General features: G+C 68.1%; 26 protein-coding genes. 22 read left to right on the top strand and 4 right to left on the bottom strand.

Annotated features, from left to right (window positions below):
- The first annotated feature begins 8 nt into the window (after positions 1–8).
- The 5 genes from CGL27_RS24020 (at position 9) to CGL27_RS23995 (ending at position 4,786) form a co-directional block, all read left to right on the top strand.
- Positions 9–320 carry a hypothetical protein gene (locus tag CGL27_RS24020; protein ID WP_119989926.1) on the top strand — a complete coding sequence of 104 codons (312 nt, stop codon included), beginning with the start codon at positions 9–11 and terminating at the stop codon, positions 318–320.
- A 256-nt stretch (positions 321–576) separates the two neighbouring features.
- Positions 577–867: a hypothetical protein gene (locus CGL27_RS24010; RefSeq protein WP_119989922.1), complete on the top strand. Its 291-nt coding sequence runs from the start codon at positions 577–579 to the stop codon at positions 865–867.
- Between the two features lie 904 nt (positions 868–1,771).
- Positions 1,772–2,458 carry a hypothetical protein gene (locus tag CGL27_RS50175; protein ID WP_162953059.1) on the top strand — a complete coding sequence of 229 codons (687 nt, stop codon included), beginning with the start codon at positions 1,772–1,774 and terminating at the stop codon, positions 2,456–2,458.
- Positions 2,459–2,638: 180 nt separating this feature from the next.
- Positions 2,639–3,253, top strand: coding sequence for a hypothetical protein (locus CGL27_RS24000; RefSeq protein WP_119989920.1), 615 nt, complete (start codon positions 2,639–2,641; stop codon positions 3,251–3,253).
- A 738-nt stretch (positions 3,254–3,991) separates the two neighbouring features.
- Positions 3,992–4,786: an NUDIX domain-containing protein gene (locus CGL27_RS23995; protein WP_119989918.1), complete on the top strand. Its 795-nt coding sequence runs from the start codon at positions 3,992–3,994 to the stop codon at positions 4,784–4,786.
- On the opposite strand, the gene CGL27_RS23990 is transcribed toward CGL27_RS23995, so the two are convergent.
- On the bottom strand, positions 4,770–5,813 hold the full coding sequence (locus tag CGL27_RS23990; RefSeq protein WP_205587941.1) for an XRE family transcriptional regulator: 1,044 nt from the start codon (positions 5,811–5,813) through the stop codon (positions 4,770–4,772). The genes CGL27_RS23995 and CGL27_RS23990 overlap by 17 nt on opposite strands.
- Before the next feature lie 424 nt (positions 5,814–6,237).
- Here CGL27_RS23990 and CGL27_RS23985 point away from each other — a divergent pair, with 424 nt between their 5' ends.
- From CGL27_RS23985 to CGL27_RS23940, 10 genes are all read left to right on the top strand, one after another.
- A complete protein-coding gene (locus tag CGL27_RS23985; protein ID WP_119989914.1) occupies positions 6,238–6,585 on the top strand; it encodes a hypothetical protein in 348 nt (115 codons plus the stop codon).
- A 2-nt stretch (positions 6,586–6,587) separates the two neighbouring features.
- Positions 6,588–7,943 (top strand): FtsK/SpoIIIE domain-containing protein, encoded by a 1,356-nt coding sequence (locus CGL27_RS23980; RefSeq protein WP_119989912.1) that lies wholly within the window; start codon positions 6,588–6,590, stop codon positions 7,941–7,943.
- 84 nt (positions 7,944–8,027) lie between these two features.
- A complete protein-coding gene (locus tag CGL27_RS23975; protein ID WP_119989910.1) occupies positions 8,028–8,696 on the top strand; it encodes a DUF2637 domain-containing protein in 669 nt (222 codons plus the stop codon).
- 21 nt (positions 8,697–8,717) lie between these two features.
- Positions 8,718–8,909, top strand: coding sequence for a mobile element transfer protein (locus CGL27_RS23970; RefSeq protein WP_030830084.1), 192 nt, complete (start codon positions 8,718–8,720; stop codon positions 8,907–8,909).
- A 14-nt stretch (positions 8,910–8,923) separates the two neighbouring features.
- Positions 8,924–9,079, top strand: coding sequence for a hypothetical protein (locus tag CGL27_RS23965; RefSeq protein ID WP_119989908.1), 156 nt, complete (start codon positions 8,924–8,926; stop codon positions 9,077–9,079).
- Between the two features lie 20 nt (positions 9,080–9,099).
- Positions 9,100–9,429 carry a SpdD-like protein gene (locus CGL27_RS23960; RefSeq protein WP_119989906.1) on the top strand — a complete coding sequence of 110 codons (330 nt, stop codon included), beginning with the start codon at positions 9,100–9,102 and terminating at the stop codon, positions 9,427–9,429.
- Between the two features lie 90 nt (positions 9,430–9,519).
- On the top strand, positions 9,520–9,705 hold the full coding sequence (locus CGL27_RS23955; protein WP_119989904.1) for a hypothetical protein: 186 nt from the start codon (positions 9,520–9,522) through the stop codon (positions 9,703–9,705).
- Positions 9,698–11,059: a replication initiator protein RepSA gene (repSA, locus tag CGL27_RS23950; protein ID WP_119989902.1), complete on the top strand. Its 1,362-nt coding sequence runs from the start codon at positions 9,698–9,700 to the stop codon at positions 11,057–11,059. The genes CGL27_RS23955 and repSA overlap by 8 nt, the downstream gene beginning before the upstream one ends.
- 2 nt (positions 11,060–11,061) lie before the next feature.
- The gene (locus CGL27_RS23945) at positions 11,062–11,271 is read left to right on the top strand and encodes a helix-turn-helix domain-containing protein (protein ID WP_046085260.1); all 210 of its coding nucleotides are present in this window, start codon (positions 11,062–11,064) and stop codon (positions 11,269–11,271) included.
- Complete coding sequence (locus tag CGL27_RS23940; RefSeq protein WP_119989900.1) at positions 11,271–12,377, top strand: tyrosine-type recombinase/integrase; 1,107 nt, start codon at positions 11,271–11,273, stop codon at positions 12,375–12,377. The genes CGL27_RS23945 and CGL27_RS23940 overlap by 1 nt, the downstream gene beginning before the upstream one ends.
- A gap of 1,763 nt (positions 12,378–14,140) precedes the next feature.
- Here CGL27_RS23940 and CGL27_RS23935 read toward each other — a convergent pair.
- Positions 14,141–14,611 (bottom strand): VOC family protein, encoded by a 471-nt coding sequence (locus CGL27_RS23935; protein ID WP_119989898.1) that lies wholly within the window; start codon positions 14,609–14,611, stop codon positions 14,141–14,143.
- 327 nt (positions 14,612–14,938) lie between these two features.
- Here CGL27_RS23935 and CGL27_RS23930 point away from each other — a divergent pair, with 327 nt between their 5' ends.
- Positions 14,939–15,271, top strand: a complete 333-nt coding sequence (locus tag CGL27_RS23930; RefSeq protein ID WP_228053110.1) for a helix-turn-helix transcriptional regulator — start codon at positions 14,939–14,941, stop codon at positions 15,269–15,271.
- Between the two features lie 66 nt (positions 15,272–15,337).
- On the opposite strand, the gene CGL27_RS23925 is transcribed toward CGL27_RS23930, so the two are convergent.
- Positions 15,338–16,135 carry a hypothetical protein gene (locus CGL27_RS23925; RefSeq protein WP_119989896.1) on the bottom strand — a complete coding sequence of 266 codons (798 nt, stop codon included), beginning with the start codon at positions 16,133–16,135 and terminating at the stop codon, positions 15,338–15,340.
- Between the two features lie 363 nt (positions 16,136–16,498).
- Positions 16,499–17,512 carry a bifunctional DNA primase/polymerase gene (locus tag CGL27_RS23920; RefSeq protein ID WP_119989894.1) on the bottom strand — a complete coding sequence of 338 codons (1,014 nt, stop codon included), beginning with the start codon at positions 17,510–17,512 and terminating at the stop codon, positions 16,499–16,501.
- Between the two features lie 688 nt (positions 17,513–18,200).
- Here CGL27_RS23920 and CGL27_RS23915 point away from each other — a divergent pair.
- The 6 genes from CGL27_RS23915 (at position 18,201) to CGL27_RS23890 (ending at position 24,517) form a co-directional block, all read left to right on the top strand.
- Positions 18,201–19,190: an OB-fold domain-containing protein gene (locus CGL27_RS23915; RefSeq protein ID WP_205587744.1), complete on the top strand. Its 990-nt coding sequence runs from the start codon at positions 18,201–18,203 to the stop codon at positions 19,188–19,190.
- Positions 19,191–19,279: 89 nt separating this feature from the next.
- Entirely contained in the window at positions 19,280–19,780 is a 501-nt protein-coding gene (locus CGL27_RS23910; protein WP_119989892.1) for a MaoC family dehydratase, read from the top strand.
- The gene (locus tag CGL27_RS23905) at positions 19,777–20,943 is read left to right on the top strand and encodes a lipid-transfer protein (protein ID WP_119989890.1); all 1,167 of its coding nucleotides are present in this window, start codon (positions 19,777–19,779) and stop codon (positions 20,941–20,943) included. The genes CGL27_RS23910 and CGL27_RS23905 overlap by 4 nt, the downstream gene beginning before the upstream one ends.
- 53 nt (positions 20,944–20,996) lie before the next feature.
- A complete protein-coding gene (locus CGL27_RS23900; RefSeq protein WP_119989889.1) occupies positions 20,997–21,893 on the top strand; it encodes a DUF1906 domain-containing protein in 897 nt (298 codons plus the stop codon).
- A 272-nt stretch (positions 21,894–22,165) separates the two neighbouring features.
- Entirely contained in the window at positions 22,166–22,696 is a 531-nt protein-coding gene (locus tag CGL27_RS23895; protein WP_078642344.1) for a SigE family RNA polymerase sigma factor, read from the top strand.
- A 165-nt stretch (positions 22,697–22,861) separates the two neighbouring features.
- A complete protein-coding gene (locus CGL27_RS23890) occupies positions 22,862–24,517 on the top strand; it encodes a long-chain fatty acid--CoA ligase (RefSeq protein WP_119989887.1) in 1,656 nt (551 codons plus the stop codon).
- The last annotated feature ends 84 nt before the right edge of the window (positions 24,518–24,601 follow it).

The raw sequence follows: 24,601 nt of genomic DNA, 5'->3' as shown, positions 1-24,601 counted from the left end.
GATTCAACGTGCTCAACCGTATCCGCCGCGCCGCCTCCCTCGCCAGGGCGCGGCACTTCTCCAAGGGCAGGCACCGCCGCCCCCTAACGCCGCCCCCGCCGGTCGCTCCGGTCTCCTCTGCGCGTCCTGACGAACCGACGCTCAGCATGGGCCGGGCCACCGACTGGGCGAGGCACCGCTACTCGCTCACGGCCGAGGAGACCGCGCTTGTCCGCCCGTACGTGCTGGCTTGGGAGAGGCGCGCACGACAGCACCCGACGGTTGTCGTCACGCCCCACCTGCCGACCGAGGCATGGTCAGCCCTCCTGGAGGCCCGCTGATGCCCTCTCAACGGCAGCCCGACAGCCCGGACGCTTCGGTTGCCCCCTATCAATCAACCGCCTGCCGGATCGGCACACACCACGCTTGCGCGGAGTCCTCCCCAGCTTTGGCACCGGTCGACGTGCCGTTGATCTACGAGGCGTGCGACTGTCCGTGTCACTTGGTGCCCGGCCAAGCCCGGCCAGCAGAGGCGAAACAATGAGCGATGACGCGTCGGCATCCAATATCAAGATCCACCGAGAGGCAGTCGCAGGAATGACGGCACAAAGCAAACTGAGGCTTCTCCCGTGGACGGGGCCTGAGGGCAAACCGTGCTATCTGGACACCGACGACCGGGAAGGCTTCATGTCCCGCATGGCGGACCACGTCGAGGCGGAGCAACTCGGGATGGCGTCCGAACTGCTGGGGCAGGCGCTTCCAGTACTCGACGACGAGAACGCAGACCTGGAGAAACTGAGGCTCGTTGCCGCGCAGTTGGTAGGCGCACTGCGGGACGTGCTGCGTGTGGCGACCAGCCGTGGAAGCCGTCTAGTAACGCCCGATTAGTGCTGCGGGGAACGACTGGTCGCTTCCGTGGGCGCCTCTGCTTAGAACTCGTGTGCCGTGCAGCAGGGGGGGCTCGGATGCGTTTCGAGACCTCCCTGCTCTCCGCGGGCGAAACGCGCATATGGTCACCTTTTCGCCCTCGCTGGCTCCCGGCTGCTCAGCGTTACGGTGAGACTGATGGGATCTGAGGACATCAGCTTGGGAATCCGGAGCCCTTCACTGGCCGTACCTCTTGTAAGGACACTCCGGCATAGCGGCCGCTGGTTAGGCTCTCACGCCTGCCATGGCTCCACGTGGTGACACCTCTTCCGCTGGGTATAGCCGCCAGGAACGTCCACGCTTACAGAATTCCAGAAGGGTTCGGACTCCCGGAAGTGCCCGCCGGCCGTGTGCCACTGGTATCCGGGATGACCGCGGTGTAGAGATCGCAGAGCGGCTGAGGCTAGGCCGCAGCGCGTGTAGCCCTCATAGGAGTGAGGCGACTCCACCCAGCCGATCTGGCATGGATCACAGACCACGTACTCAACCTCAAAGGCCAGATCAGAGCCGAAGTATGCTGCTCGGATGCGCCAACCTGTCCGCTCATAGGCCCCGGCGGGCCGATCGACCCAAGGTCTTGGCGGTATGGCAGTCCTGTCAAAGTGGTACAACTCGGGATTTATCCATCGGTGAAGCCGGTCGCGCCAAGTCGGCTTGCTGGGCCACTCCCGCACCCAGTGCACGTGGTCGGCAAATTGTGCTAAGGCACGGATCGCTACTGCCTTCTCTGTCATGCGGTTCTTCTTCCAGCTCGCCATCGGTCTCTCAGCCCGCGCAGCACGGTCCTGCACGGGACAGGAGTGTCCACAGGCCACGATTCCCTAAAGTCGCGTGGCGTAAAGACCCTGTGTGAGATGATGCCGACATGTCGAGTATGGGGACAGCCGTCATAGCGGCCGTACTGACAGCGATGGCGACAACAGTAGTGTTGGAGTTGACGGTGAAACCGTGGCTCGAAGCGCGCAATGCCAGGATAAGAGATCGATTCCAGGCTCGATACCGACTGGCTCAGCATACGAATGTGATCTTGGCGGCTTGCGAGCGATTAGAAGCGAGCAAGACGATCTCAGATGCTGCGATTGTTACCGAGCGGAAGGAAGTCAACGGAACGCTCGTGGAGAGTACGCACTACGGGGGCGCCGTACATAAGCTGAGCGCAGAAGAGAAGCGCTGGCTTATTCAAATTGACGAAGCAACACAGGCAATTGTTGATACATACGAGTCAGGAGGGTTATCTCTTACGTGGCGGGTTTTTCGTAATCTATTGGCGGAATATGCGCTAGCGGTCCGATGGGTTGTCATATCGGAGCTATCCACTGACGTCAAAGTTCGTTACTTGCGAAGCCTGGCCGAACCCGCTCATACATTGTTTTTCTCGAATCTTCCTGTCTGGTTTCGTAGCGGTGCGGGCTCAAAACGTGTCGAAGTTGTGCGGACTGATCTCAGGTTGGCGATTGATGCCGTCAAGCGAAATGAAGTCCTATCCTATGAATTGCCGTCAATCATGGACCTGATGCACGCGGGTCAAGCCCGTCGGGGTCGGAGTGAGTGACTTCCAATGTTGATTTCTAATCGGAATAAACGCCTGTAGACGTCAAGCGCACGTTGGGCATCCAGGTCTGGTGCGCGATGGCCCAGCGCGACCTGCATGCGCGGCACTTCAGCAGTGAGGAAGCATCATCTACACCAGTAGGCTGCTGGTCGGCTTCATCCCCCGGGGGAGAATAGAACAATGCTGCTCGCCTTAACTTCGACGCGGTTCGCCATGACGCAGGACTTCGCTGCGATCAGCTCAGCCACACTGGCAGCTCTCTTGATCCTGGCATTCACGGAGCTCCAATCCGGGCTTACCGTAAGCCGACAGCTCAAAGACTCCCTTTACGCCGAGTACGTGAATGAAATCCGTTCGAGCTTGGATGAGTACTACAGCGAGACCCCGATCCCTGAACCAGAGAAGATGAGAGTTGAGCGGGAACTCAAGCATTTCCGGGAAAGGATGGTGAGGGGGGCGAGAGTGGAGCTCGCGTGGAAGTTCTGGTACGGCATCGCGATGGCCTACCTCGCACTTGGGCTTTGGCAGGCGATTCAGTGGTCAGCGCTCGCTAAGCAATCGCGTGGCTATGATACGGCATTCACTATTGTTTTATCTATCGCCTCTGGCGGGCTTCAGCTTGGTATGGGTTTTTTGGTGCGTCAACTAGCGATATGGCGACGACGTGCGATTGATTTTAAGGTGAGATTGTCCAAGGATCTTGGTATCCCGGACGCAGACCATGCCCAGATTCTTTACGATGGATGGCAGCGTGCAAAGAAGGTCCACACACGGGATATTATGCGTCTTCGCTAAATGGACAATCACGGCTCCCATCTCCTTATGCTGATGTCGAGCGAATAGGGTGTGTATTCGTAGCAGAACTTGGCGTGAGTCTCGACGTAGGCGGTGCGGAGGGTCGTAAAGGTGGGATCTCTGGAGAGATTAAACAGAATTCTGGTTGACCAAATGAACATCACTGGGAATACCAGAAATGAGCCTTTGCGTGAACTAGCCAGCGGGCCGTTACGGTGCACCATTCATGCGAATCGACGCGGTTAGGCGTTCGAATGGCCATGTCGCAGTTACCGAGCGGGCGGCGGAGCGGCTTTGGGCTGGAGCTGCTTTGGGGCGAGAGATCATGGCCCCGTAAGCTTCCGGCGCGTCGGGCAGTCTGTGGACCTGCCCGCTAAAGCACGACGTTGGGGCCATGATCTTAGAGGCTCGCCCCAAAGTGGCTGCCTAAAGCCGTGGAGCCGACCGCCCTAGCCACGACGTACCCCTTCTCTGACGTCAGGCGGCTGATTGCTCTGTGCGCGGCACGGGCGGCGGCCGGGCTGGAGCGGGGCGGAGACAGGAGCGCAGGCCCGGCCGGGGGCCGGGCCGCGCGCGGGGAGCGGAGCGAGCCGCCTTGATCGAGTAGGGAAAGTTCTACCGCGCTCTGGTTGATCGTCTTGGTCTGTCGGTGCCTACTCACGTGAGTAGGCATGTGGATACCCTGTTTGTCACTACGTACGTAACGAACACCAGCGACGGCGGGAGCGTGCTCACGGGATGGGACCGAAGTCGGAGCGGGTCTACCGCACGATTCGCGAGTGGATCGCTACGGGCAAGTACTCGCCAGGTTCCAAGCTCCCGTCCGAGCGGACCCTGTCGGAGGACCTGGAGATCGGCCGTACGGCCCTGCGCCAGGTGCTGGCCAGGCTTGTTGCTGAGAGCGTCGTCGAGGTGCACGGCCGTAGCTCCTACCGGGTGCCGGACCGGTCAGTAACCACCGAAGCGCCGGCGGACCTCGAGCCCTGGCAGATTCATGGTGAGCGGACGCTGTATGACAACCGCTGGGTGAAGCTGAGCCTCGTCGATGTGGAACCGCCCGGCGTGAAGCGCTTTGAGCACCATGTCGTCAAGCTGCACCATGTGGCCATCGCCGCCGTGATCGATGACCAGGACCGGGTGCTCATGATGTGGCGGTACCGCTTCGTCCCTGATGCCTTCGGCTGGGAGCTGCCGGGCGGCATCGTCGATCCGGGGGAGGAGCCCCTTCAGACTGCCTTGCGTGAGGTCGAGGAAGAGACCGGTTGGCGGCCGGACGCCTTGCAGCATGTGGTCACGTACCAGCCCATGGTCGGCATGGTCGACTCGCCGCACGAGATCTTCGTCGGTCATGGGGCGAAGCTCATCGGTGAGCCGACCGATCTGGAAGAGGCCGGTCATATCGCCTGGGTGCCTCTGTCCGACATTCCCGGGCTAATGGCTCGTGGTGAGCTGATGGGGTCCGGCACCTTGGTCGCCCTCCTTCATGTGCTCGCTTCGCGGGGTACCGGCGCGTCCCCTACAGGCGCTGCGTGAGCTGCTCGATCCGGCGCCTGTGACGTACTGACCTGGTTCGACTTGCCACCAGTTGGGCTTGCCGCAGGTGCTTCTGCGCCTGGTCGTGCTCGCCGCGGGCCAGGTGGGCTTGGGCCAAGTCGCAGTGGAGCCCCGCCGAGGACCTGATGAACGTGGGGTCGGTCGTCTCCAGCGCGGCGTACAGGCTGTCCACTGCTTCGGAGTCGCCAATCAGGGCGAGGGCGTTCCCGCGCCACCTGGTGAGGTGGCCTTCGTTCAGGAAGATGCTCAGCATGTCCGGGTCGCGGGCGTCTTCTCCTGCGGGCAGGTGTCGCATCGCAAGCTCAAGAGCCTGTCGACACTCGTTCTGAAGCCCAGCTCGGGCGCAGATCTCCGCCTCGGCTGCGTACAGCCAAGCCCTGAGGCGCGGAGACATGCCCTTTCCGCCGAGCCGTTGCGCGTCTCGGACCAGATGCACCGCCATCTCAGGACGTCCGGCGTCGCAGAGCACGTATGCCTGTTCGGCGGTGGCGTGCGCGAGGTACATGGGCTCCTCGGCCTCCTGGGCGGCGCGCTTCCCCAGCTCGTAGTGACGCCAGGCTCGATCCGCGGCTCCGACGTCGAGGGCCTGCCAGGCCGCCAAGGTGGCTGCTCCGGCCAGAGCCAGAGCGACTGGGCGTCGGGTCTCTGGGAGTACCGCGAAGGTGAGGGCGTCTTCCAGCCGCGTCAGGTGGGCGGTCATCTGGTCGACCAGGCTGGCGGCGCCCATCTGCCGGTCAATGGTCCGGAGCAGTTCGGTCTGTTCCATGAACGTCTTGACCATCGTCAGGCTGACGTTCTCGGCCTCATCGATCCGGGCAATCAGCTCGTCGTACCCGTCGGCCGTGGCGAGTGCCAGCGGCGGCTGTGATCCGCCCGCCAGTTCATCGTCGGTGATCCCGAGCAGCGCGCGGAGGATCTTGGCGTAGTGGCTGGAGATCGTCCGTCGGCCGTTCTCCCACTCCGAGACGTACACTCGCAAACTCGCGGTTGAGGCGACGGTGAGCATGTGCTGGCGCGCATGGCGTTCGATCTCCCGCACAAGACGCTCTTGTGACCATGCCCGTGCTGTCCTCGCTGCTTTGAGTCCACTCATCGCGTACTGCCGCTCCGCGTTGGGGTGTTGAGCCGTAACAGCAGCATGCCTTACATCGGCCCAGGTCGGCAGGGGTTAACCGATCCGCTGTTAACCCCTGTTGGCTACCGGCTCGTTGCTCGACGCGCTTACCTGGAACTGTCGCAGTCAGGCGAGTTGAGATGCCGGGCCAGCGACGGCGCTTGACATCTGGTGCGCACCAGATGCAACCTTCTGGTGCGCACCAGAAGGAAGCGCGAACACTCCGCAGGTTTGCTGCGGCATTCAATCAACGTTCAGGAGCGGCGACCCACCGCCAAGCAAGTACGCCGCTCCCGCCCCTGAAGGGACCTCCATCATGCGTCAGATTCCCGTCGACACGTCCGCCGCGACCGTGATGGTCGCCAAGCCCGCCCAGCCGAAGGTCCGTGACCGCCGTACCGGTGAGATCGCCTTGGACGCGGACGGTATGAAGCTGATGACCGTGGACGTGATGTTCGCGGCCAACGACGACGTCGAGATCCTGTCCATCGCCGTCCCGGAGACCGGTATCTCCGGTGACCTGGCCATGGGCACCCCGGTCGCGCTCACGGGCCTGATCGCCCGGCCGTGGGAGAACGAGTTCAACGGTCAGAAGCGGCACGGGATCGCCTTCCGCGCTGTCGCGGTCACCTCGCTCGCTGCCTCGGGCGCGAAGGCGGCCTGACCATGACCTGGTTCATGGTCGCTGTGGTGGCGGTCGCTGTTGCCGCAGGTCTCCTGCGGTGGCGGCGCCCCGCCTGGTACTGGCTCTCTATCGGCGTCACCTTCGCCACCGTGCGGGTCCTGGTCCGCTACGCCTCCGTCATGGACGCCTGTGGGCTGACCGTTCCGCCCGCCCGCTGGCGCCTGGCTTTGGCTCGGATGACTGATCGGGAGGTGCCGGGCCCCCGCCCGCCGCGCATCCTTCGTCTGCGTCCGACCCGCACTGGCCTGGTACTACGGCTCAAGCTCAGGCCCGGACAGGACGCCTTCGACGTCGCCGCCACCACTGACCGACTCCGTCACTCCTTCGGTCTGTACGGGGTCACGTCCCGTGAGGTCCGCTCGGGTGTGGTGGAGGTGCGGATGACCGGCTACGACGTGCTCAAGCGGGTGCAGATGCCCGCCCGGCTCGATACCCGGCCGATGCGCATCCCGGTCGCCCTGCGCGAGGACGGCTCGGTGCACTACCGCGACTACCGCGCCGTCCCGCACGGGCTGACGCTCGGCGCCACGGAGTCTGGTAAGTCCGTCTACCAGCGCAACCTGGTCGCCGGGCTCGCCCCGCACCATGTCGCCCTGGTCGGTATCGACTGCAAGCAGGGCGTGGAGCTGTCCCCGCTGGCCCGCCGGTTCTCCGCGCTCGCCGACAACCCCGACGCCGCGCTCGAGCTGCTGGAGGCGCTGGTGACGCACATGGAGGAGGTGTACCAGCTCATTCGGGCCGAGCAGAGGATCAGCGTCGCCGTGCCGGATGCGGAGATCGCCGCCGACGTCTGGGACTTGCCCGAGGACGTCCGGCCGGTACCGGTCGTGGTCCTAGTCGACGAGGTCGCCGAACTCGCCCTGTACGCCACCAAGGATGAGGAAAAGCGCCGGGACCGGATCATCACTGCCCTGGTCCGCCTCGCCCAGCTTGGCCGCGCGGCCGGCATCTACCTGGAGATCTGCGGGCAGCGCTTCGGCTCCGAACTCGGCAAGGGCATCACCATGCTCCGCGCCCAGCTCACCGGCCGTACCGCTCACCGCGTCAACGATGAAACGTCCGCCAACATGGCCTTCGGCGACATCGCACCCGATGCCGTGCTGGCAGCGATCCAGATCCCGGCCGAGACCCGCGGCCTGGCCATCGCGGGCGATTCGACCGGCGGCTGGCACCGCATCCGCGCCCCGCACACCTCGCTGCGCGAGGCCGTGAACATCTGCAACAAGCACGCCCACCGCACCCCTGACGTGCCCGCCTTGGCGGCCTTCCGCCCCGCCACCGCCGCGGTGCCCTCGGCCCGGGTCCGGCTGTCCAAGACAGCCCCCGCTTCCGCCTGACCTCACCCTCTCCTCCGGTCGGCGTGACCGTCTTCGTGCCAGGTCCCTACCCCTCCCATGCCTGACGACAGGAAGGAACCCCTGATGGCCCGCCCACGTGTCGACGCCGTCCTGGTCCAAGCCGTCATCGCCGGGGCGCTGTCCTTCGCCCACCTGCACGATCTGGCCGCCGCTGCCGGACAGGACGGCTGGAAAGCCTGGGCCTACCCGATCAGCGTCGACCTGCTCCTGGTCGCCGCCTGGCGACGACTGCGCACTGGTGGACTCACCCGGCTGGCCTGGTGCTGGTTCCTCATCGCCCTGGCCGCTTCCCTCGGCGCCAACGTCGCCACTGCCGGACTCCTCGACATGCGTCACGTCCCCGCCTGGCTGCGCATTCTCGTCGCCGCCTGGCCTGCCCTCGCCTTCATGGGCGGGACTCTCCTCGCCCACACGGAGTCGGAAGCGTCGGCAATCCCCGACCCGACACCCCAGCCCCCGGCCGTCGAGGACGACCAGAAAGCCGAACCCGTACTCGCGCCGGTGGCTGACGTCGAGGCACTCGCCGCGCCTTCCGCCGCTGAGCCTCAGCCCATCCCGGCCCCGTCCGCGGCTCCCGCCGTGCCCGTTCCGGCCGCGCTGGTCGACCACGCCCGCAAGGTCGCCGACGACCACCACGCCCGCACCGGAACCCCGATCGACACCGACACCCTCCGCGCCCGTCTCGGCGTCCCGCCCCAACTCGCCGACACCATCGCCGCCCAGCTCGCCTGACCAGGAAGGAGACCGACCGTCATGCCCGCCCGCGACCACTTCCACTCCGTGATGCGGATCGGTCCGGTGCAGATCGGCACCCACCGCGATCGGAACGGCCGCACCGTGCACGCCGCCGTGTGCACCGCCGACCGCTGCGGCTGGTCCGCCGACTACTCCAGCCGGTCCGCTGCCCAGCTCGCCGCCCGCACTCACCGCTGCCGCATCAACTGATCGGAGGTTCTGCCATGGACGTCCCGCTCTGGCTCGCCCTGATCGTCGTCGGCTGGCTCGGCGTCAAGCTCATCCGCCCGCCTTGGTGGCTCATCGCCGTACTCCTCCTCGGCGGCTACCTCCTCGCCGAGAGCGGCTTGGCCTCCGTCGCCGACACCACCGTCAAGTAACGCAGGAAGGAGAACCACCCATGTTCCGGCCCAAATACCCGACCATGCCCCAGCCGACCGGCCTGGTCACCCCGAGCCCGCAGGCGCCGACCGTGATTCAGCCGACCACCATCACCCCTGCCACTCCAGCCCCGCCGCCGATAGCCAGCGCCCCGGCATCTACCCGGCCGGTCGTGCAGCTCACCCCCGGCACCGCGATCGCCCTCGTCGGCGGCGGCACGGCCGTGGTCCTGGTCGTCGGCGCCGTGCTGGTCTCCATGCTCCTGGCCGTCGCCATCACAGGCGTTTCGGTCGCCGTCTGCGCCGTCGTCCTGCGCTCCCTGCTCGCCTCCAACACCAAGCGCCGCTGAACCGGCCCCCGGGCGGCTCCGATACCGCCAAGCATCCGCCGCCCGGGCGCCGCCCCTGCCCGATCCACTGAACCGGAAGGAAGTCCCAGCATGACGCAGCGCACCAGCCCGCTGCCCCGTAATTGCCCGAACTGCGACGGCTTCGCCTCCGCCGCCATCACCACCGGCGCCCGCGACCAGCTCGGCCACCTCCACACCATCACCGCCGACTGCCCGGCCTGCCACGGCACCGGCACCCGCACCACCCGCCGCAACCGGGAGGGCGCCCGTGTCTGACCTGCTCGACCCGACCACCCTCGGCGACCTGCTGAGGGTGGCTTCGGCCACCGACTACACCCGCTGGGAAGACCAGATACGCCGCACCGGCGGCTGCGCCGACCCCATCCACCTGCGCGGCTGGATGATCCAAAAGGACAAGACCACCGGCGCCACGCTGCACCACTACACCACCGCTGACGAACCGGGCGGACGGCTCCGCGTCGCCTGCGGCAACCGCCGCGCCTCCCGCTGCCCGGCCTGCGCCTGGACCTACGCGGGCGACACCTACCACCTCATCCGCGCTGGCCTGGCCGGGGACGACCGCCGAGACATCCGCGCCACTGTCCGCGACCACCCCCGCGTCTTCACCACTCTCACCGCTCCCTCTTTCGGCCCGGTCCACAACCGCCCGGACCATGGCGCCTGCCGCTGCGGCACTCACCACGCGCCAGACGCACAGGAACTGGGCACCGCCCTCGATCCGGCCACTTACGACTACGCGGGCGCCGTGCTGTTCAACAACCACGCGGGACAGCTCTGGCAGCGCTTCACCAACCGGCTCCGCCGCGAGATCGCCGCCCGTGCCGGCATCACCCAGCGAGAGCTGAAGGAGTGCGCCCGCCTCTCGTACGGCAAGGTCGCCGAGTTCCAGAAGCGCGGCGCCATCCACTTCCACGCCGTCATCCGCCTCGACGGCCCCGACGGACCCAACACCCCGCCACCGTCCTGGGCCACCGTGCAGCTCCTCACCGATGCCATTCATGCCGCCGCCACGCACTCCTACACCTCCGTCTCAGTCCCGGCCGCTGAGGACCAGCCCGCCCGTACCTTCCGCTGGGGCGCCCAGCTCGACGTACGGCCCGTGAAGGCGTTCGGGGACGGCTCGGACATCACGGAACAGGCCGTCGCCTCCTACGTCGCCAAGTACGCCACCAAAGCCGCCGAGACCACCGGCACCCTGGACCGCCGTATCGGCGAACTCTCCGAACTCGACCGCCATCACGTTCCCGACCACACCCGTCGCCTGATCGAAGCCTGCAAGCGCCTCGACCCGCTCTACCCCGACCGGCGCCTGTGGGCCTGGGCGCACATGCTCGGCTTCCGGGGCCACTTCTCCTCCAAGTCGCGCCGCTACTCCACCACCCTGGGCACTTTGCGCCAGGCACGCGCCGACTACCGGGCCGCCCAAGAGTCCGCGGCCCTTGGCCTGGACGACGCCGAGCCGGACACCGTCCTCGTCTTGGCCGACTGGCAGTACGCCGGGCACGGCCACACCCCGGGCGAATTCGCCCTGGCGGCCACCATCCACCGCGGCCTGCAACTCAACCGCGAGACAGCCCGTGACGCACTGGCGAACGAGGGGGAGTGGTGACCATGGACCGACTCCTCACCGTGTACGAGGTCGCGGAGCGGCTCGGTACGGGTGTCCGTTTCCCCCGCCGCCTCATCGAGGAACGCCGCATCACCTTCGTCAAGGTCGGTCGGCATGTCCGCATCCCTGAAAGCGCCGTCGAAGCGTTCGTGGGCGCCAACACCGTGGAACCGATCGCCCTGCGGCCTACGGGGCTCAGGAGGGCTGCCTGATGGCTGGCAAGCGCAAGTCCCGCCGGGACTTTGGACGCGTCCGCAAGCTGCCCTCCGGCCGGTTCCAGGCTCGGTATCCGGGACCTGACGGTGTCCTGCGTCCGGCGGATCGAACCTTTGCGACGTCGACGGACGCTGATCGCTGGCTGATACGGAAGCGCATCGAGATCGAAGAGGGGCGCTGGCTCGATCCTGTCGAGGGGCAGACGACCGTACGCGACTGGGCTGCGCGCTGGCTCGCTGCCGTCTCGCCGCAGCTCAAACACAAGACGCAAGCCTCGTACCGGTCGCTGATCAACTCGCTGATCAATCCGGCGCTCGGGGACCGCGAGCTGTCGACCCTCCGGCCGATCACGATCGCTGAGTGGGTCGGCGCGATGAAGACCAAGGGGCTCAGCGCTTCACGTATCCGGCAGGCGTACCGGGTCCTGTCACAGATCATGCGGGCGGCTGTCGACAACGACATGATCCCGCAGACCCCGTGCCGGGGCGTGAAGCTGCCTCGGATGCCGCAGACCGAGCCGCACATCCTCACGCCGCTCGAAGCCTCCCGGATCGTACGGAGTGCCGACAAGCCGCATGACTTGTTGATCGCGCTCCTCGCATACGCGGGACTGCGCGTCGGCGAGGCGTTCGCCCTCCGCCGCGTAGACATCGACGTGTCCGGCGGCTTCGTCCTGGTCGATGAGAACCTGGCGGAGGCCAACGGCGCCTTGGTCTTCGACACACCGAAGTCCCACCAGAAGCGGCTCCTGCGAGTCGGCCCGTCGCTCGCCAAGCGGCTCGGGCGACATCTGGAGACTCTGCCCGGTGGAGATGACGCGCTCCTGTTCACGACCCCGGGCGGCAAGCCGCTGCGCTACAACCAGTGGCGCAAGGCGTACTTCGACCCCGCGGTGACGGCGGCCGGGCTGACCGACGTGACGCCGCACGATCTGCGAGCCTCGCACGGCACGTGGGTTGCCGACCGGTACGGCGTCATGACCGCCGCGCACCGGCTCGGCCACTCGAATGCGAGCGTCACCACCCGGCACTACGCCCGACCGGTCGCCGGACGTGATGACCAGGTTGCCGCTGCCGCAGACGAGTGGTTGGACGAGACGTGAGGCTGCGGAAAACCGGCTGTCGGGCTGGTGGCATCGGGCTAGGCTGCTGCTGCCCCGGGTGCTGACCAATTTGGGGACATGGGCCGGTGATCTTGCTGTTCGCTCCTGCCGCTGGCAGGGCCGCCGCAGTGCGGGGGACCACCGGTTCCGACATGCGCACATGCGGTCAGAAGGGGCGTCTCTCATCAAGAGACGCCCCTTCTTAAGCATGTCGTCTCACCTTCAAAAGGGTTACCCCATTGGGGTGATCAGTGGCGAGACCTGAGCCACAGCGCGATCAGGCTGATAACGGTGGTCCCCGCACCGTAGGACGCTCCTCGGAGGGCTTGCAGCGCAGCAAGCTTGCGGTGCCGAGTGATCCAGCGAAGTGCACGTCGCGGCCATTCGGTGGCAGGGCTGTACGGGGCCGGTGTCGGCTGCCTATCATTCACGGGTCGTGATTTCTCCGTTCCTAGCGGATGAGTGAAGCACGCGTAGAGAGCCCCACTGGCCTGTGGTTTGGACGCCCGAGGCCGATGCCGGGGCTCTCTTTTGCGTTCGTCTTGCACTGCTTCAGTCCCGCTGGGGCCGAGCCAACTAGCTGCCCCTGGCAGGTGGTTCAGCAGCAACGCAAGGAGAAGTACACCGCGTTCGTGGGGCGGATACAATCCCTTCTGGAAAGTTTTTTTTGATTCCTCGGCACTAAGAGTGCTGGCGCCGATGTTAGATAGGCACTATCCGTTGGATGCCTTTGTTTTGATGGCAATGAGGCTCGTTTGCCTGTCGATGGCCGTACGGAACTCCGTACACTGCCTCAAGGTTTCTGACGGCTCCTCTATTGCCTGAACTTCTAGGGCGATGCGCTGTTCTCACCGATGTTTTGAAGGGTCCTTGCTGTCTGTGCAGGGCAATCGCTTCAGCCAGCGCTGCCTCAATCATCTGGCTGGGACCCTCCGTGCTGGCCTGGGGGTTTCCGCATGATGGCCGAACGGTGCCCCGCCCGTCGGGTCGCATGCACCGGCCTGCTCTCTGCAGTGATCCACGAAGAGATTGCGGCTTACCGCACCGACTAGGGTGCCTCGGCAAGCGGCGGACTCCTGGCTCAGCGGGCATGACCACGCCCCTGGGGCACGTAGCGGGCACGACGACGATGACGACGGCTCCGCTGGGGCGCTCGCACCCCTCTGACCTGCGGCAGAGCGATCGGGCCGCATGATCGCCGAGAGATCTTGAAAACCGTCGTGGCAGCGATGTCACCGAGGGTTCAAATCCCTCAGCCTCCGCGCAGGTCAGCGAACTAGCTGGCCAGAAGGGGTGCCCCTGCTTCAGGGGCACCCCTTCTGCGTGTCCGCCGTCTCGCCCCTGGTTTGCCGGGCTCCCACTGTTGACCAGGGCGTGTGGGCCAGGCGTGGGCCAGGATCTGGCGTGGTTCCCGGCGCTTTGACGAACCAACGCACCAGCCCGCCAATGCCGGTGAGCACAGCGGCAATCACGGCGCTGAGAACCTGCGAGCCCACGGCCCCCACGATGCTGCCCATGCCATTCGCCCCCTCGGCTCCCGCAGACCCTGACGTCGCTCCTGGTCGTCGTCCTTCAAGGCGGTCGGCTTGCGCGGGCCGCGCGCTGGCGGCCCGTGACGACTCGCCCGCTCCTGTCCGCCGCCCCGCTCAGCGGCCATCGGCACCGGGGGCCTGAGCAGAGACTCTCGACCGGACTACCTCTCGGCCTGCCAGGGCTTACGGATCAAGAGGCCCAGGGCCCGGCTGGCGGGTGAGGTGACTGGGCTATGAGTGGATCGTTCCGTCGGTGTTGGACGGGGTCTCGCGGGAGGCCGCGCCGACGCAGAATTCGTTGCCCTCTGGGTCAGCCATCAAGATGTGGTGTCCGTCGAACTCCTTCAGGGCGTTTCCGCCCGCCCTTATGAGCCGCTCGGACTCAGCTCTTATCCGCGCCCACCGCTCCTCAGGGCTGCCGTGCCCTGGCACCCGGATGTCGAGATGAAGCCGGTTCTTCGCTGTCTTCCGCTCGGGGACCTTGAGGATGGAGAGCCTGGGGCCGATGCCGTCGGGATCGCAGAGCCACGCGCCGTCGTCCGCGGAATCGTCTTCTGGGAGATCGAACTGCGCGAGCCACTCCTCGCGGGTTCTGAAGGGTGCGGGCGGCGGCTCGTCGACATACCCCAGGGCCGTTTTCCAGAACTCGGCGAGGAGCTTCGCGTCCGTGCAATCGAGGGTCAGATCGATTCTGGCTGCCATGTCGGGACCATACTGCGCGCCGCTGACAGTCGTGGCCGAGCCGACGGAGCGCCTGCTGTGTGGACCATTGGTGGGCCCGGGGCTCCCGGCGTTGGCCGTTCGAGGCACAGGGGGCGGCGGTAGTCCTGGCCGGGGGTGGGCGGTGTTAGATCTGGCCGAAAAGCTATGGGCCGGGCGTTGGTGCAGGTCGGGGCGGGTGGAATGGGCGAGTGGAGGTGGGTCGGGTGGCGAGGGTGGGGGATGCGGGCTTTTAGTTGTAGCTAAAGGTGGGATCCTGTCGCTGAGGGGTGTGAAGCCCAACGGTCGGCACCATGCGCTGGGAGAGTGATGAGTGTGCCGTGGAAAGGCAAGGGTTCGAAGGGGGAGGCCGCGGACTGCGCGGGGGCCCGGCTGGCGCGTCAGGCCACCGTGGAGGTCGCGGGGTTGCTGGGGAAGCGCGACATGAGCCGTGCTGACCTCGCCCGGCTCATGGATGTCAGCCCGGGACGGGTGAGCCAGATACTTTCCGGAGACGAGAATCTGACGCTGCGGAGTCTCGCTGCCGTGGCCGAGGCCCTGGATCTGGACATCAAGATCAGTTTTGTGGAGCCCAAGGAGGACGGGGCTCGTCGGACGCGTGGGCTGGGCGATGGGTCCGATGCCTTTGTCTACGCTCCTTGAGCGTGTCGGTGTGCGTCCCTGACGGGCGGTGTGGTGTGCGGCGGCGTGTCAGCAGGGCGCGTCGCGTCAGGGGTGCGGGGTGCCTGTCGTGGCCAGGGGGCGCGCCGCCAGGGCCTCGTCGCGGAGCCGCGTGAGCTCCCGGTCGCCGCTCCGCTTGCCGGTGCGGTAGCCGAACTCCAGCATGCGCGTGCAGGCGTCCATGGCCATCGCCAGGGCCTGGCGGCGGTCCTCCGTCTCCTCCCGGGTCGGGGTGTGCAGCTCCGGCGGGAACTCCTGGACCTCCCGCTGCCGGCACCTCGCCTCGACATCGGCCTCGACCTTGGTCGCGTCGTCCAGGAGTTGGTCCACCTCCTCGTACAAGGTGTTGATCGTCGTCCTGTCCTTGGTCGCGGCGGCGCAGCCGCGCAGGTGGCGGCGGGCCTCGAAGGCGAACATGCGCAGTTGGGCCACGTTCTCGAAGTCGCGGACCAGCCGGTGGCAGTGGATGTACATGTCGTGGACCAGCCGCCGCTCCAGCTCGCTCAGCAGCACCGCGATGCCCAGCGTGATCACGGCCACGAAGGGCGGTGTGGACTGCTGGTTCTGCTGCTGACGGACACGAGGCGCCAGGGCCCCGCCCGCGGCGGCAGCGGCCACGGCGGGGGGCACATCGGCGGCGTGCGGCAGCAGCAGGGCGATGGTGAGCAGGGCCGCCGCGCAGGTGCAGGCGATGATGCCGCAGCACAGCGCCGCGGACCTTACGGTTCCCAGCAGGCGGCCTTTGTCGGAGAAGCGGTGGACCAGCGAGATCCAGGTGACCAGTGCGCAGACGCCAATGGGTAACGCGAAGTCCGCGAACCACCCCTGTGCGTAGAGCTCGTGCAATGCTCCCCCTGCTCGCGCCTTGGTACCGGTGCGCCGGAGGCGGTCGGACGGTCACCGGTCGGCCGGTCAGCAGTCACCGGTCGCCGATCACCGGTCACGGGGAGAGCGGGAATCCGTTCACGGTCCGCCTCGGGGCGGAAGCACCGGCGAACGGGCCTGGTTCCTGCGCCGCCTGGTCACCGCGCGGTGCGGTCCCTGCGCCTTTCGGTTCCTGTACGGAGCGCCTCGTCGCGTGGTCACGATAGTGCTCCTCGTTCACGTAACGCACGGCTCACCGTCCGTATACCGCTGGATCGCGCCGCCTCTGGCGTCCTGCCGTACGGCTGCCGTCACTGCTCCGTTCATCCGGCCCGGGCGTATGCGTCAGGCCCACGCGTCCGGGGGCTGGAGGTGGCGGGCGGCGCTGCGGGCCGCGGAGGCGACGGTGGCGCGAGCCTCGCGGGGGGCCAGGCCGGTGTCGAGTGCCGCCTCGATCAGGGCGGGGGCCAACTCCGGCCCGTCGCCCGTCTCGTAGGCGCGGCAGGCGGCCCAGAACAGGCGGTCGTTGCGCTGGCCCTCCCGTGAGGCGCGGACGAACCGTACGAGCCCCTCCAGGGCGGCGGGATGCGGCCCGGGGGACGGCGGGCCGGGGCGGTACGAGCGGTGCGGGGCCGGGCGCGAGGGTGTGAGCAGGCGCAGCAGGGCGGCCGGGGCGGGCGCCGGCGCCCAGGTGGGGGAGCCCGGCGCGAGGCGGTAGCTGCCGTGCGAGCCGTACGAGCCGGGGCCGACCAGATAGCCGCCCAGCCCGCGGATGTCGATGCCGGGGGCCAGCCGTCCGGCGGAGTTGGGGACGGCGAGGCAGGGTGGGCCGCACAACCAGAGATGGCGACCGCCGCCCGGGGTGAGCACGGTGACCGTAGGGGGGATGGCGAAGGCATGCTCGCGGGCCAGCCGGGCGAGGGCGGCCGGACCGTCCGCGGCCAGACCCTCCGTGCTCTCCGTGCCGTCCTTACGGCTTGCACAGGGCTTCCTGGTCCTGGCCCGACCGTCCGTGGCGCCCGCTTCCCCGGGTCCACGGGGTCTTCCTGGTCTTCCGCCCTTGAGGTCGAGGTCGAGGCCGATGAGGTGGTACGGGGCGCGTCCGCAGGCGATGCCGTAGCCGGTGGCCCAGGGGGCGGCGGCGAACAGGGCGCGGATCGCCTCGGGGTCCGCCGACGCGTCATGGACTCCGTGGCCCAGCCGGCCGCATTCGCCGCGGCATGGCAGAGGCGCGGGGTCGTGGTGGTGAGGGGAGCGCACGGCGGGCAGCTTCGCGCGGGTCAGCGGGATCACGCGGAAGCCGTGGGCCGCGGCGGTCAGGGCGTGGGCAAGAACATGGGCGAGTGCGGGATTCGCCATGTGACCCATTTTCGGACAAGTGTTCGGTAATGGGAAGGGGGCCCGGCAGGTCGCCGAGGATGGCCGAAACTATGCGGAACCGGTTCCCTCGTAAGGCCCACCCTGCGGCGGGGCGGGGTGGCGCGCCCCGCACCGCCGCACCGCCGCACCCGGCGCATCGGCGCTGTGCGGGGAGCGGGGGTGTGTTGGGCGTTTAAAACAGTTTCATCATGCTTGCGTGGTAATTCCCGTGGCCCGTGTGCATCGTCCGGGAATCGGTGGGCAACTCTGCTTCCGCGACACTTCCCGAGCGTCGGAGGATCGGAGGAATCGAGATGGTGGGCACAAGGGCGGGCTCCGGGCGCACCTTCGCCGCACCGCCGTTGTCCGCGTCCAGGGCGGGGTGCGGCTCCTGGGATCTGCCCCGATCACACGGGGGCAGGTCGCCGCCATCGCGGGCGCCCGTAAGGGGACGCAGGGGTGGGGCAATGTCCGATCGATCTGAGTGAGCTGTGGTGATTCATTGAGCGAACGGGACGGGTGAGGTCGTGCGGTCGCGCGGTGGCGTATCGACGCCATCGCGCGATCGTGCGTGGTGGGCCTGGGGGTGGGTGGCGGGTGGCGGCGCGCTTCAGCGTTCTTGACGGCGTCCACTTATCTGACGGATAGTCAGATTGCTTTCTACGGCAGACATGCGGCAGGGGCAGCGATGACGCGCGATGAGCTGCACGACCTGGATGACCTGAATGAGCTCGATGAGCTGCACGGACGGCTGAGAGCGTACGAGGGGCGAACGGCCGCGAGCGGCGGCGCGGGCAGGGACCCGGTCAACGAGCCCATGATCAGGCATTGGTGCGAGGCGATGGGCGACACCAGCCCCGCCTATCCGGGTATCGCTCCGCCGACCATGCTGCAGGCGTGGACGATGGGCGGGCTGGCCGGGCACCCCGACGGTTCGGCCCGCTCCGAGGCGTACGACGAGCTGCTGGCGTTGCTCGACGACGCGGGCTGCACCTCGGTGGTCGCCACCGACTGCGAGCAGGAGTACATGCGGTCGCTGCGCCCCGGCGACGAGATCACCTTCGACGCGGTCATCGAGTCGGTGTCGCCGCGCAAGACCACCAAGCTGGGCACCGGATACTTCGTCACGACCCGGATGAACGTCCGTACCGGGGACGGGGAGCTGGCCGGCACCCACCGCTTCCGCATCCTCAAGTATGCGCCCGCGCGGTCGAAGACGGAGCCGAAGCGGGAGCCGGAGCCGAGACGGGAGCGGGAGCCGGAGCGGGCGGCCGACCGCCCCCGTCGCCCTCGCCCCGTCATCAACCGCGACAACGCGGGCTTCTGGGAGGGCGTCGCCCGGCATCGGCTGCTCATCCAGCGCTGCCTGGGCTGCGCCGTCCCGCGCTTCCCCTGGCTGCCGGGGTGTGGGGCGTGCGGTTCCCAGCGTTGGGAGGCGGTCGAGGCGTCCGGCGCGGGCACGGTGTTCAGCTATGTGGTCATGCACCATCCGCCCTTCCCCGCCTTCGACCCGCCCTACGCGGTCGGCCTGGTCGAGCTCGCGGAGGGGGTGCGGATGGTCAGCGGCATCACCGGGGTGCCGTACGACAAGGTGCGCATCGGCATGCCTGTCGAGCTGGAGTTCCTGCGCGTGGACGAGGAGCTGGAGCTGCCCGTGTTCCGGGGCGCCGAGGCATGAGGGACGGACGAGGTGAACCCTCCGGCGGGCGCGGCAGACCCGGCAGACCCGGCGGAGTTGGCGGACGGTACGGACGAGGAGGCGGCCCCATGACGGTGCGTACGGGCGATGAGCTGCCCCCGCTGCGTATCCCGATCACCCGGACCCTGATCGTCGCCGGCGCCCTCGCCTCCCGGGACTACCAGGATGTGCACCACGACGCCGAGGCGGCCAAGGAGAAGGGCTCCCCGGACATCTTTATGAACATCCTCACCACCAATGGGCTGGTCGGCCGGTACATCACCGATCACTTCGGGCCGCGGGCCCGCCTCCGTAAGGTCGCGATCCGGCTCGGGGCGCCCAACTACCCCGGCGACGAGATGGTGTTGACCGGCGAGGTCACCGCGGTCGCGGAGGGTACGGCGGAGGTCGCCGTCACCGGCAGGAACGGCATCGGCCACCACGTGACCGGCAAGGTCACGGTGCAGCTCCCCACCGACGCCCCGGGAACCGGTGACGCCCGTAAGGGGACCACCGACACCCCAGCGACCACCGACGCCCCCACCACCACCCTGGGCAGCCCCACCACCACCCCGGACACCCCCCGATGAGCGCCCGTAAGGCGGACACCCTGGGCGGTCGGGCCGCCGTCGTCGGAATCGGTGCCACCGAGTTCTCCAAGGACTCGGGCCGCAGCGAGCTGAAGCTGGCTGTCGAGGCCGTTCAGGCGGCCCTGGACGACGCGGGGCTCACCCCGGCCGATGTGGACGGGCTGGTCACCTTCACCATGGACACCAGCCCCGAGATCACCGTGGCGCAGGCGTGCGGCATCGGCGATCTCACCTTCTTCTCGCGCGTCCATTACGGCGGGGGCGCGGCCTGCGCCACCGTGCAGCAGGCCGCGCTCGCCGTCGCGACCGGCGTCGCCGAGGTCGTCGTCTGCTACCGCGCGTTCAACGAGCGCTCCGGGCGCCGCTTCGGCTCCGGCGTACAGCACCGCGAGCCGTCCGCCGAGGGCGCCGCGCTCGGCTGGTCGCTGCCCTTCGGGCTGCTGACCCCGGCCTCGTGGGTCGCCATGGCCGCCCAGCGCTATCTGTACGCCTATGGGCTGACGCCCGAGGTTTTCGGCCATGTGGCCGTCACCGACCGCCGCCACGCGGCCACCAACCCGGCCGCGTATTTCCATGGCAAGCCGATCACCCTCGCCGATCACGCCGCCTCGCGCTGGATCGTCGAGCCGCTGCGGCTGCTCGACTGCTGTCAGGAGACGGACGGCGGCCAGGCGCTCGTGGTCACCAGCGTGGAGCGGGCGCGCGACCTGCCGCGTCCGCCCGCCGTGATCACGGCAGCGGCGCAGGGCGCGGGCCGCGGCCAGGAGCAGATGACGAGCTTCTACCGCGACGACCTGGCGGGCCTTCCCGAGATGGGGGTGGTCGCCCGGCAGCTGTGGCGCGGCAGTGGGCTGACCCCGGCCGATATCGACGTGGCCATCCTCTACGACCACTTCACGCCGTTCGTACTGATGCAGCTGGAGGAGTTCGGCTTCTGCGGGCGCGGTGAGGCGGCCGGATTCGTCGCCGAGGACGCGATGCCGCTCAATACCCACGGCGGTCAGCTCGGTGAGGCGTATCTGCACGGGATGAACGGAATCGCCGAGGCCGTCCGGCAGATCCGCGGCACCTCCGTCAACCAGGTGCCGGGGGCCGCCCGCGCCCTGGTCACCGCGGGCACCGGGGTACCGACATCCGGGCTTCTCCTCGGCGCAGACGGCTGAACCGCGCGCGTGTCGGCGGTATCGGGCCGCCGAGGTCCACCTTCACTCCTCATATGACCCGAAGAAAGCAGAGCAGGCGGAGCAGGCCGAGCAGGCGGAGCAGCCCGAGCAGTTCGAGTAGCTGGCAGGCCACGGGGTGGACCGCCGGTCTGGCCGCGGCGCTGGCCACCGCGATCGCCGGTGCCACCCCCGCCGCCTCGGTGGAGGTCCTGCCCGACCCCCGCCCCCTGGGCGCCAAGGTCTTCCAGGGCTGGGCCTTCGACACCTGCCACGCGCCGTCCCTCGCCACCCTGCGCGCGTGGAACAGCTCCCGCTACCGCGCCGTCGGCGTCTACTACGCGGGCCGCGGCCGGGCCTGTGCGAGCCAGCCCAATCTCACCGTCTCCTGGATGCGCGGCGTCAAGAGCATGAAGTGGCGGGTGCTGCCCATCTTCGTCGGATCCCAGGCCCCCTGCGTCCGCAGCGCCAACAAGAAGCATGTGCCGATCGGCAGCAAGCCCTTCTCCCAGGGGCGCGCGGAGGGCAAGGACGCGGTCGCGCGCGCCAAGGCGCTGTCCCTGAAGAAGCGCAGCGCCCTCTACCTCGACATGGAGGCGTACGACCTGACGAAAGCGAGCTGCGCCGCCAAGACGCTCTCCTTCATCCGCGGCTGGAACCGCGAGGTCCGCTCGCGCGGCTTCTTCCCCGGCTTCTACAGCAGCGCCGAGTCCGGGGTTCGCCATGTGGAGCAGGCCCGCCGGGCCGGGGTCCATGACCTGCCCTCCGCCATGTGGTTCGCGCGCTGGAAGGGGAAGCCGTCGCTGTACGGTGAGCCGGCGCTGGCCAAGAGCGCGTGGAATCCGCACCGCCGCATCCACCAGTACAAGGGCAACGTCGATGTGACGCACGGCGGCCGGACGCTGCGCATCGACCGCAACAAGGTGGACGCACCGGTCGCGATCATCAAGTGACCCACCGCCACCGGCCCCCGTCCGGGACACCCTTGGATGCTCGGAGGCGTCCTCAGAGGCGTCTTCGGAGGCATCTTCGGGGAATCCTCGGGAACTCTCCCGGAGCGCCTTCGGGGACGCTCTGGGGGAACCCTCGGGAGGAACCCTGACCCTCGGCTTGCCCCCTCCCCCCGGAGGAGGTGGTGCCAGCGCTACCCGTACAACCTGAGGCTGATCCCTCTTCGGCACTTATGGCCGATCCGCTCCGACCTGCCCGCTCCTAGCGTTAAGCCATGACCACGACCGTGTGCACAGGCGTATCCGCCGCCGCGTTCCCGTCGTTCACTTCGTATGTACGGGCGCGGGGGCCGGTGCTGTTGCGCACCGCCCGCTCGCTGACCTCCAACGTGTGCGACGCCGAGGATCTGCTGCAAACCGCGCTGACCAAGACGTACCTGGCGTGGGAGCGTATCGAGGACCACAACGCGCTGGACGGCTATGTACGGCGTGCGCTGGTCAACACGCGGACCTCGCAGTGGCGCAAGCGCAAGATCGACGAATTCGCCTGCGAGGAGCTGCCCGAGCCCGAGACGGTGCCCGCCCCGGACCCCGCCGAACGGCAGGTCGTCCGCGACGCGCTGTGGCGGGCCGTACTGCGGCTGCCGGACCGTCAACGGGCGATGGTCGTCCTCAGGTACTACGAGGACCTGAGCGAGGCGCAGACGGCGGAGGTACTCGGAGTGTCCGTCGGCACCGTCAAGAGCGCGGTCTCGCGCGCCCTCGGCAAGCTCCGCGAGGACCCGGAACTCGGCTACGCGGCGTGACCGGCCGGGCGGCGGTCGACGGGGGCCGACCGGAACTGACGGCGAGGGTCAGCAGGGGGACCGACGGGGCGACCGACGAGGTCCGGGGGTAGTGACATACCGAGCGGTCGGCTGCAGAATCGGCGGAACCTCAGCCCGCGCGTAACCGGAACCCTGGAGGCCCCGGTGCTCAGCACGATGCAGGACGTACCGCTGACCGTGACCCGCATCCTCGTGCACGGGGCACTCGTGCATGGCCGCACGGCCCATGTGACCACCTGGACCGGTGAGGACGAGCCCCGGCGCCGCAGCTTCCACGACGTGGGCATGCGGTCGATCCAATTGGCGAACGCGCTGCGCGATGAGCTCGGGGTCGAGCCGGGGCAGGCCGTGGCCACCTTGATGTGGAACAACGGCGAGCATCTGGAGGCGTATCTCGCGGTCCCCTCCATGGGCGCCGTGCTGCACACCCTCAACCTCCGGCTGCCCACCGAGCAGCTCGGCTGGATCGTGAACCACGCCGCCGATCGCGTGATCATCGTCAACGGCTCGGTGCTGCCGCTGCTCGCCCCGCTCCTCCCCGGCCTCACCACCGTGAAGCACATCGTGGTCGCGGGGCCCGGCGACCGTTCCGTCCTGGACGGCTGCGCCGCCCGGGTCCATGACTACGAGGAGCTGATCGAGGGCCGGCCGTGGCACTACGCCTGGCCGGAGATCGACGAGCGCCAGGCCGCCGCGCTCTGCTACACCTCGGGGACGACCGGGGACCCCAAGGGCGTGGCCTACAGCCACCGCTCCATCTACCTGCACTCGATGCAGGTCAACGCCGCCGAGTCGTTCGGGATGTCCGGGGGCGACACCCTGCTGCCGGTGGTGCCCATGTTTCACGCAAACGCATGGGGCACCGCGCATGCCGCCTTCATGGCGGGCGCCTCGATACTCATGCCCGACCGCTTCCTCCAGCCCGAGCCGCTCGCCGAGATGATCGAGCGCGAACGTCCCACCATCGCGGCCGCCGTCCCCACCGTCTGGCAGGGGCTGCTCGCCGAACTCGACGCCAGGCCGCGGGAGGTGAGCTGTCTGCGGGACGTCTTCATCGGCGGCTCGGCCTGCCCGCCCTCCCTGATGAAGGCGTACGAGGAGCGCCACGGCATCCACGTCGTCCATGCATGGGGCATGACGGAGACCTCGCCGCTCGGCTCCGTGGCCCATCCGCCGGGCGGGCTCTCGGCGGAGGACGGCTGGCCGTACCGGCTGTCGCAGGGCCGCTTCCCGACGTCCGTCGAGTGCCGGTTGATCTCGGCGGACGGCGAAGTCGTGCCATGGGACGGGAAGACGCCGGGTGAGCTGGAGGTACGCGGGCCGTGGATCGCGGGCGCGTACTACGGAGGGGCGGACGGCGAGCCGTTCCGCCCCGAGGACAAGTTCACCGAGGACGGCTGGCTGAAGACCGGCGATGTCGGCACCATCAGCCCCGAGTGCTACCTGACGCTGACCGACCGGGCCAAGGACGTCATCAAGTCGGGCGGCGAGTGGATCTCCTCGGTCGACCTGGAGAACCAGCTGATGGGCCATCCGGAGGTCGCGGAGGCGGCGGTGGTGGCGGTGCCGGACGAGAAGTGGGGCGAGCGGCCGCTGGCCACGGTGGTGCTGACGGACGGCGCCACGGTCGACTACGAGGGCCTGCGGGCCTTCCTCGCCGAACGGGTCGCGCGCTGGCAGCTGCCGGAGCACTGGGCGCTGATCCCGGTGGTGCCGAAGACGAGTGTGGGGAAGTTCAACAAGAAGGTGATCCGCAAGCAGTACGCGGACGGGGAGCTGGATGTGACCACACTGGGCTGAGGAACACCCGGGTCGGGGGCGCGGGCCGAGCGGGCCCGAGCCCCCGACGGTCGGTGACGCGGCCACCGTAAGGAGCCGAGTGTC

Source organism: Streptomyces sp. 11-1-2, assembly GCF_003595545.1.
Taxonomy (GTDB): Bacteria; Actinomycetota; Actinomycetes; order Streptomycetales; family Streptomycetaceae; genus Streptomyces; species Streptomyces hygroscopicus_B.
The sequence above is the reverse complement of the archived record's forward strand: the minus strand, read 5'-3'. Positions and strand labels throughout refer to the sequence as shown.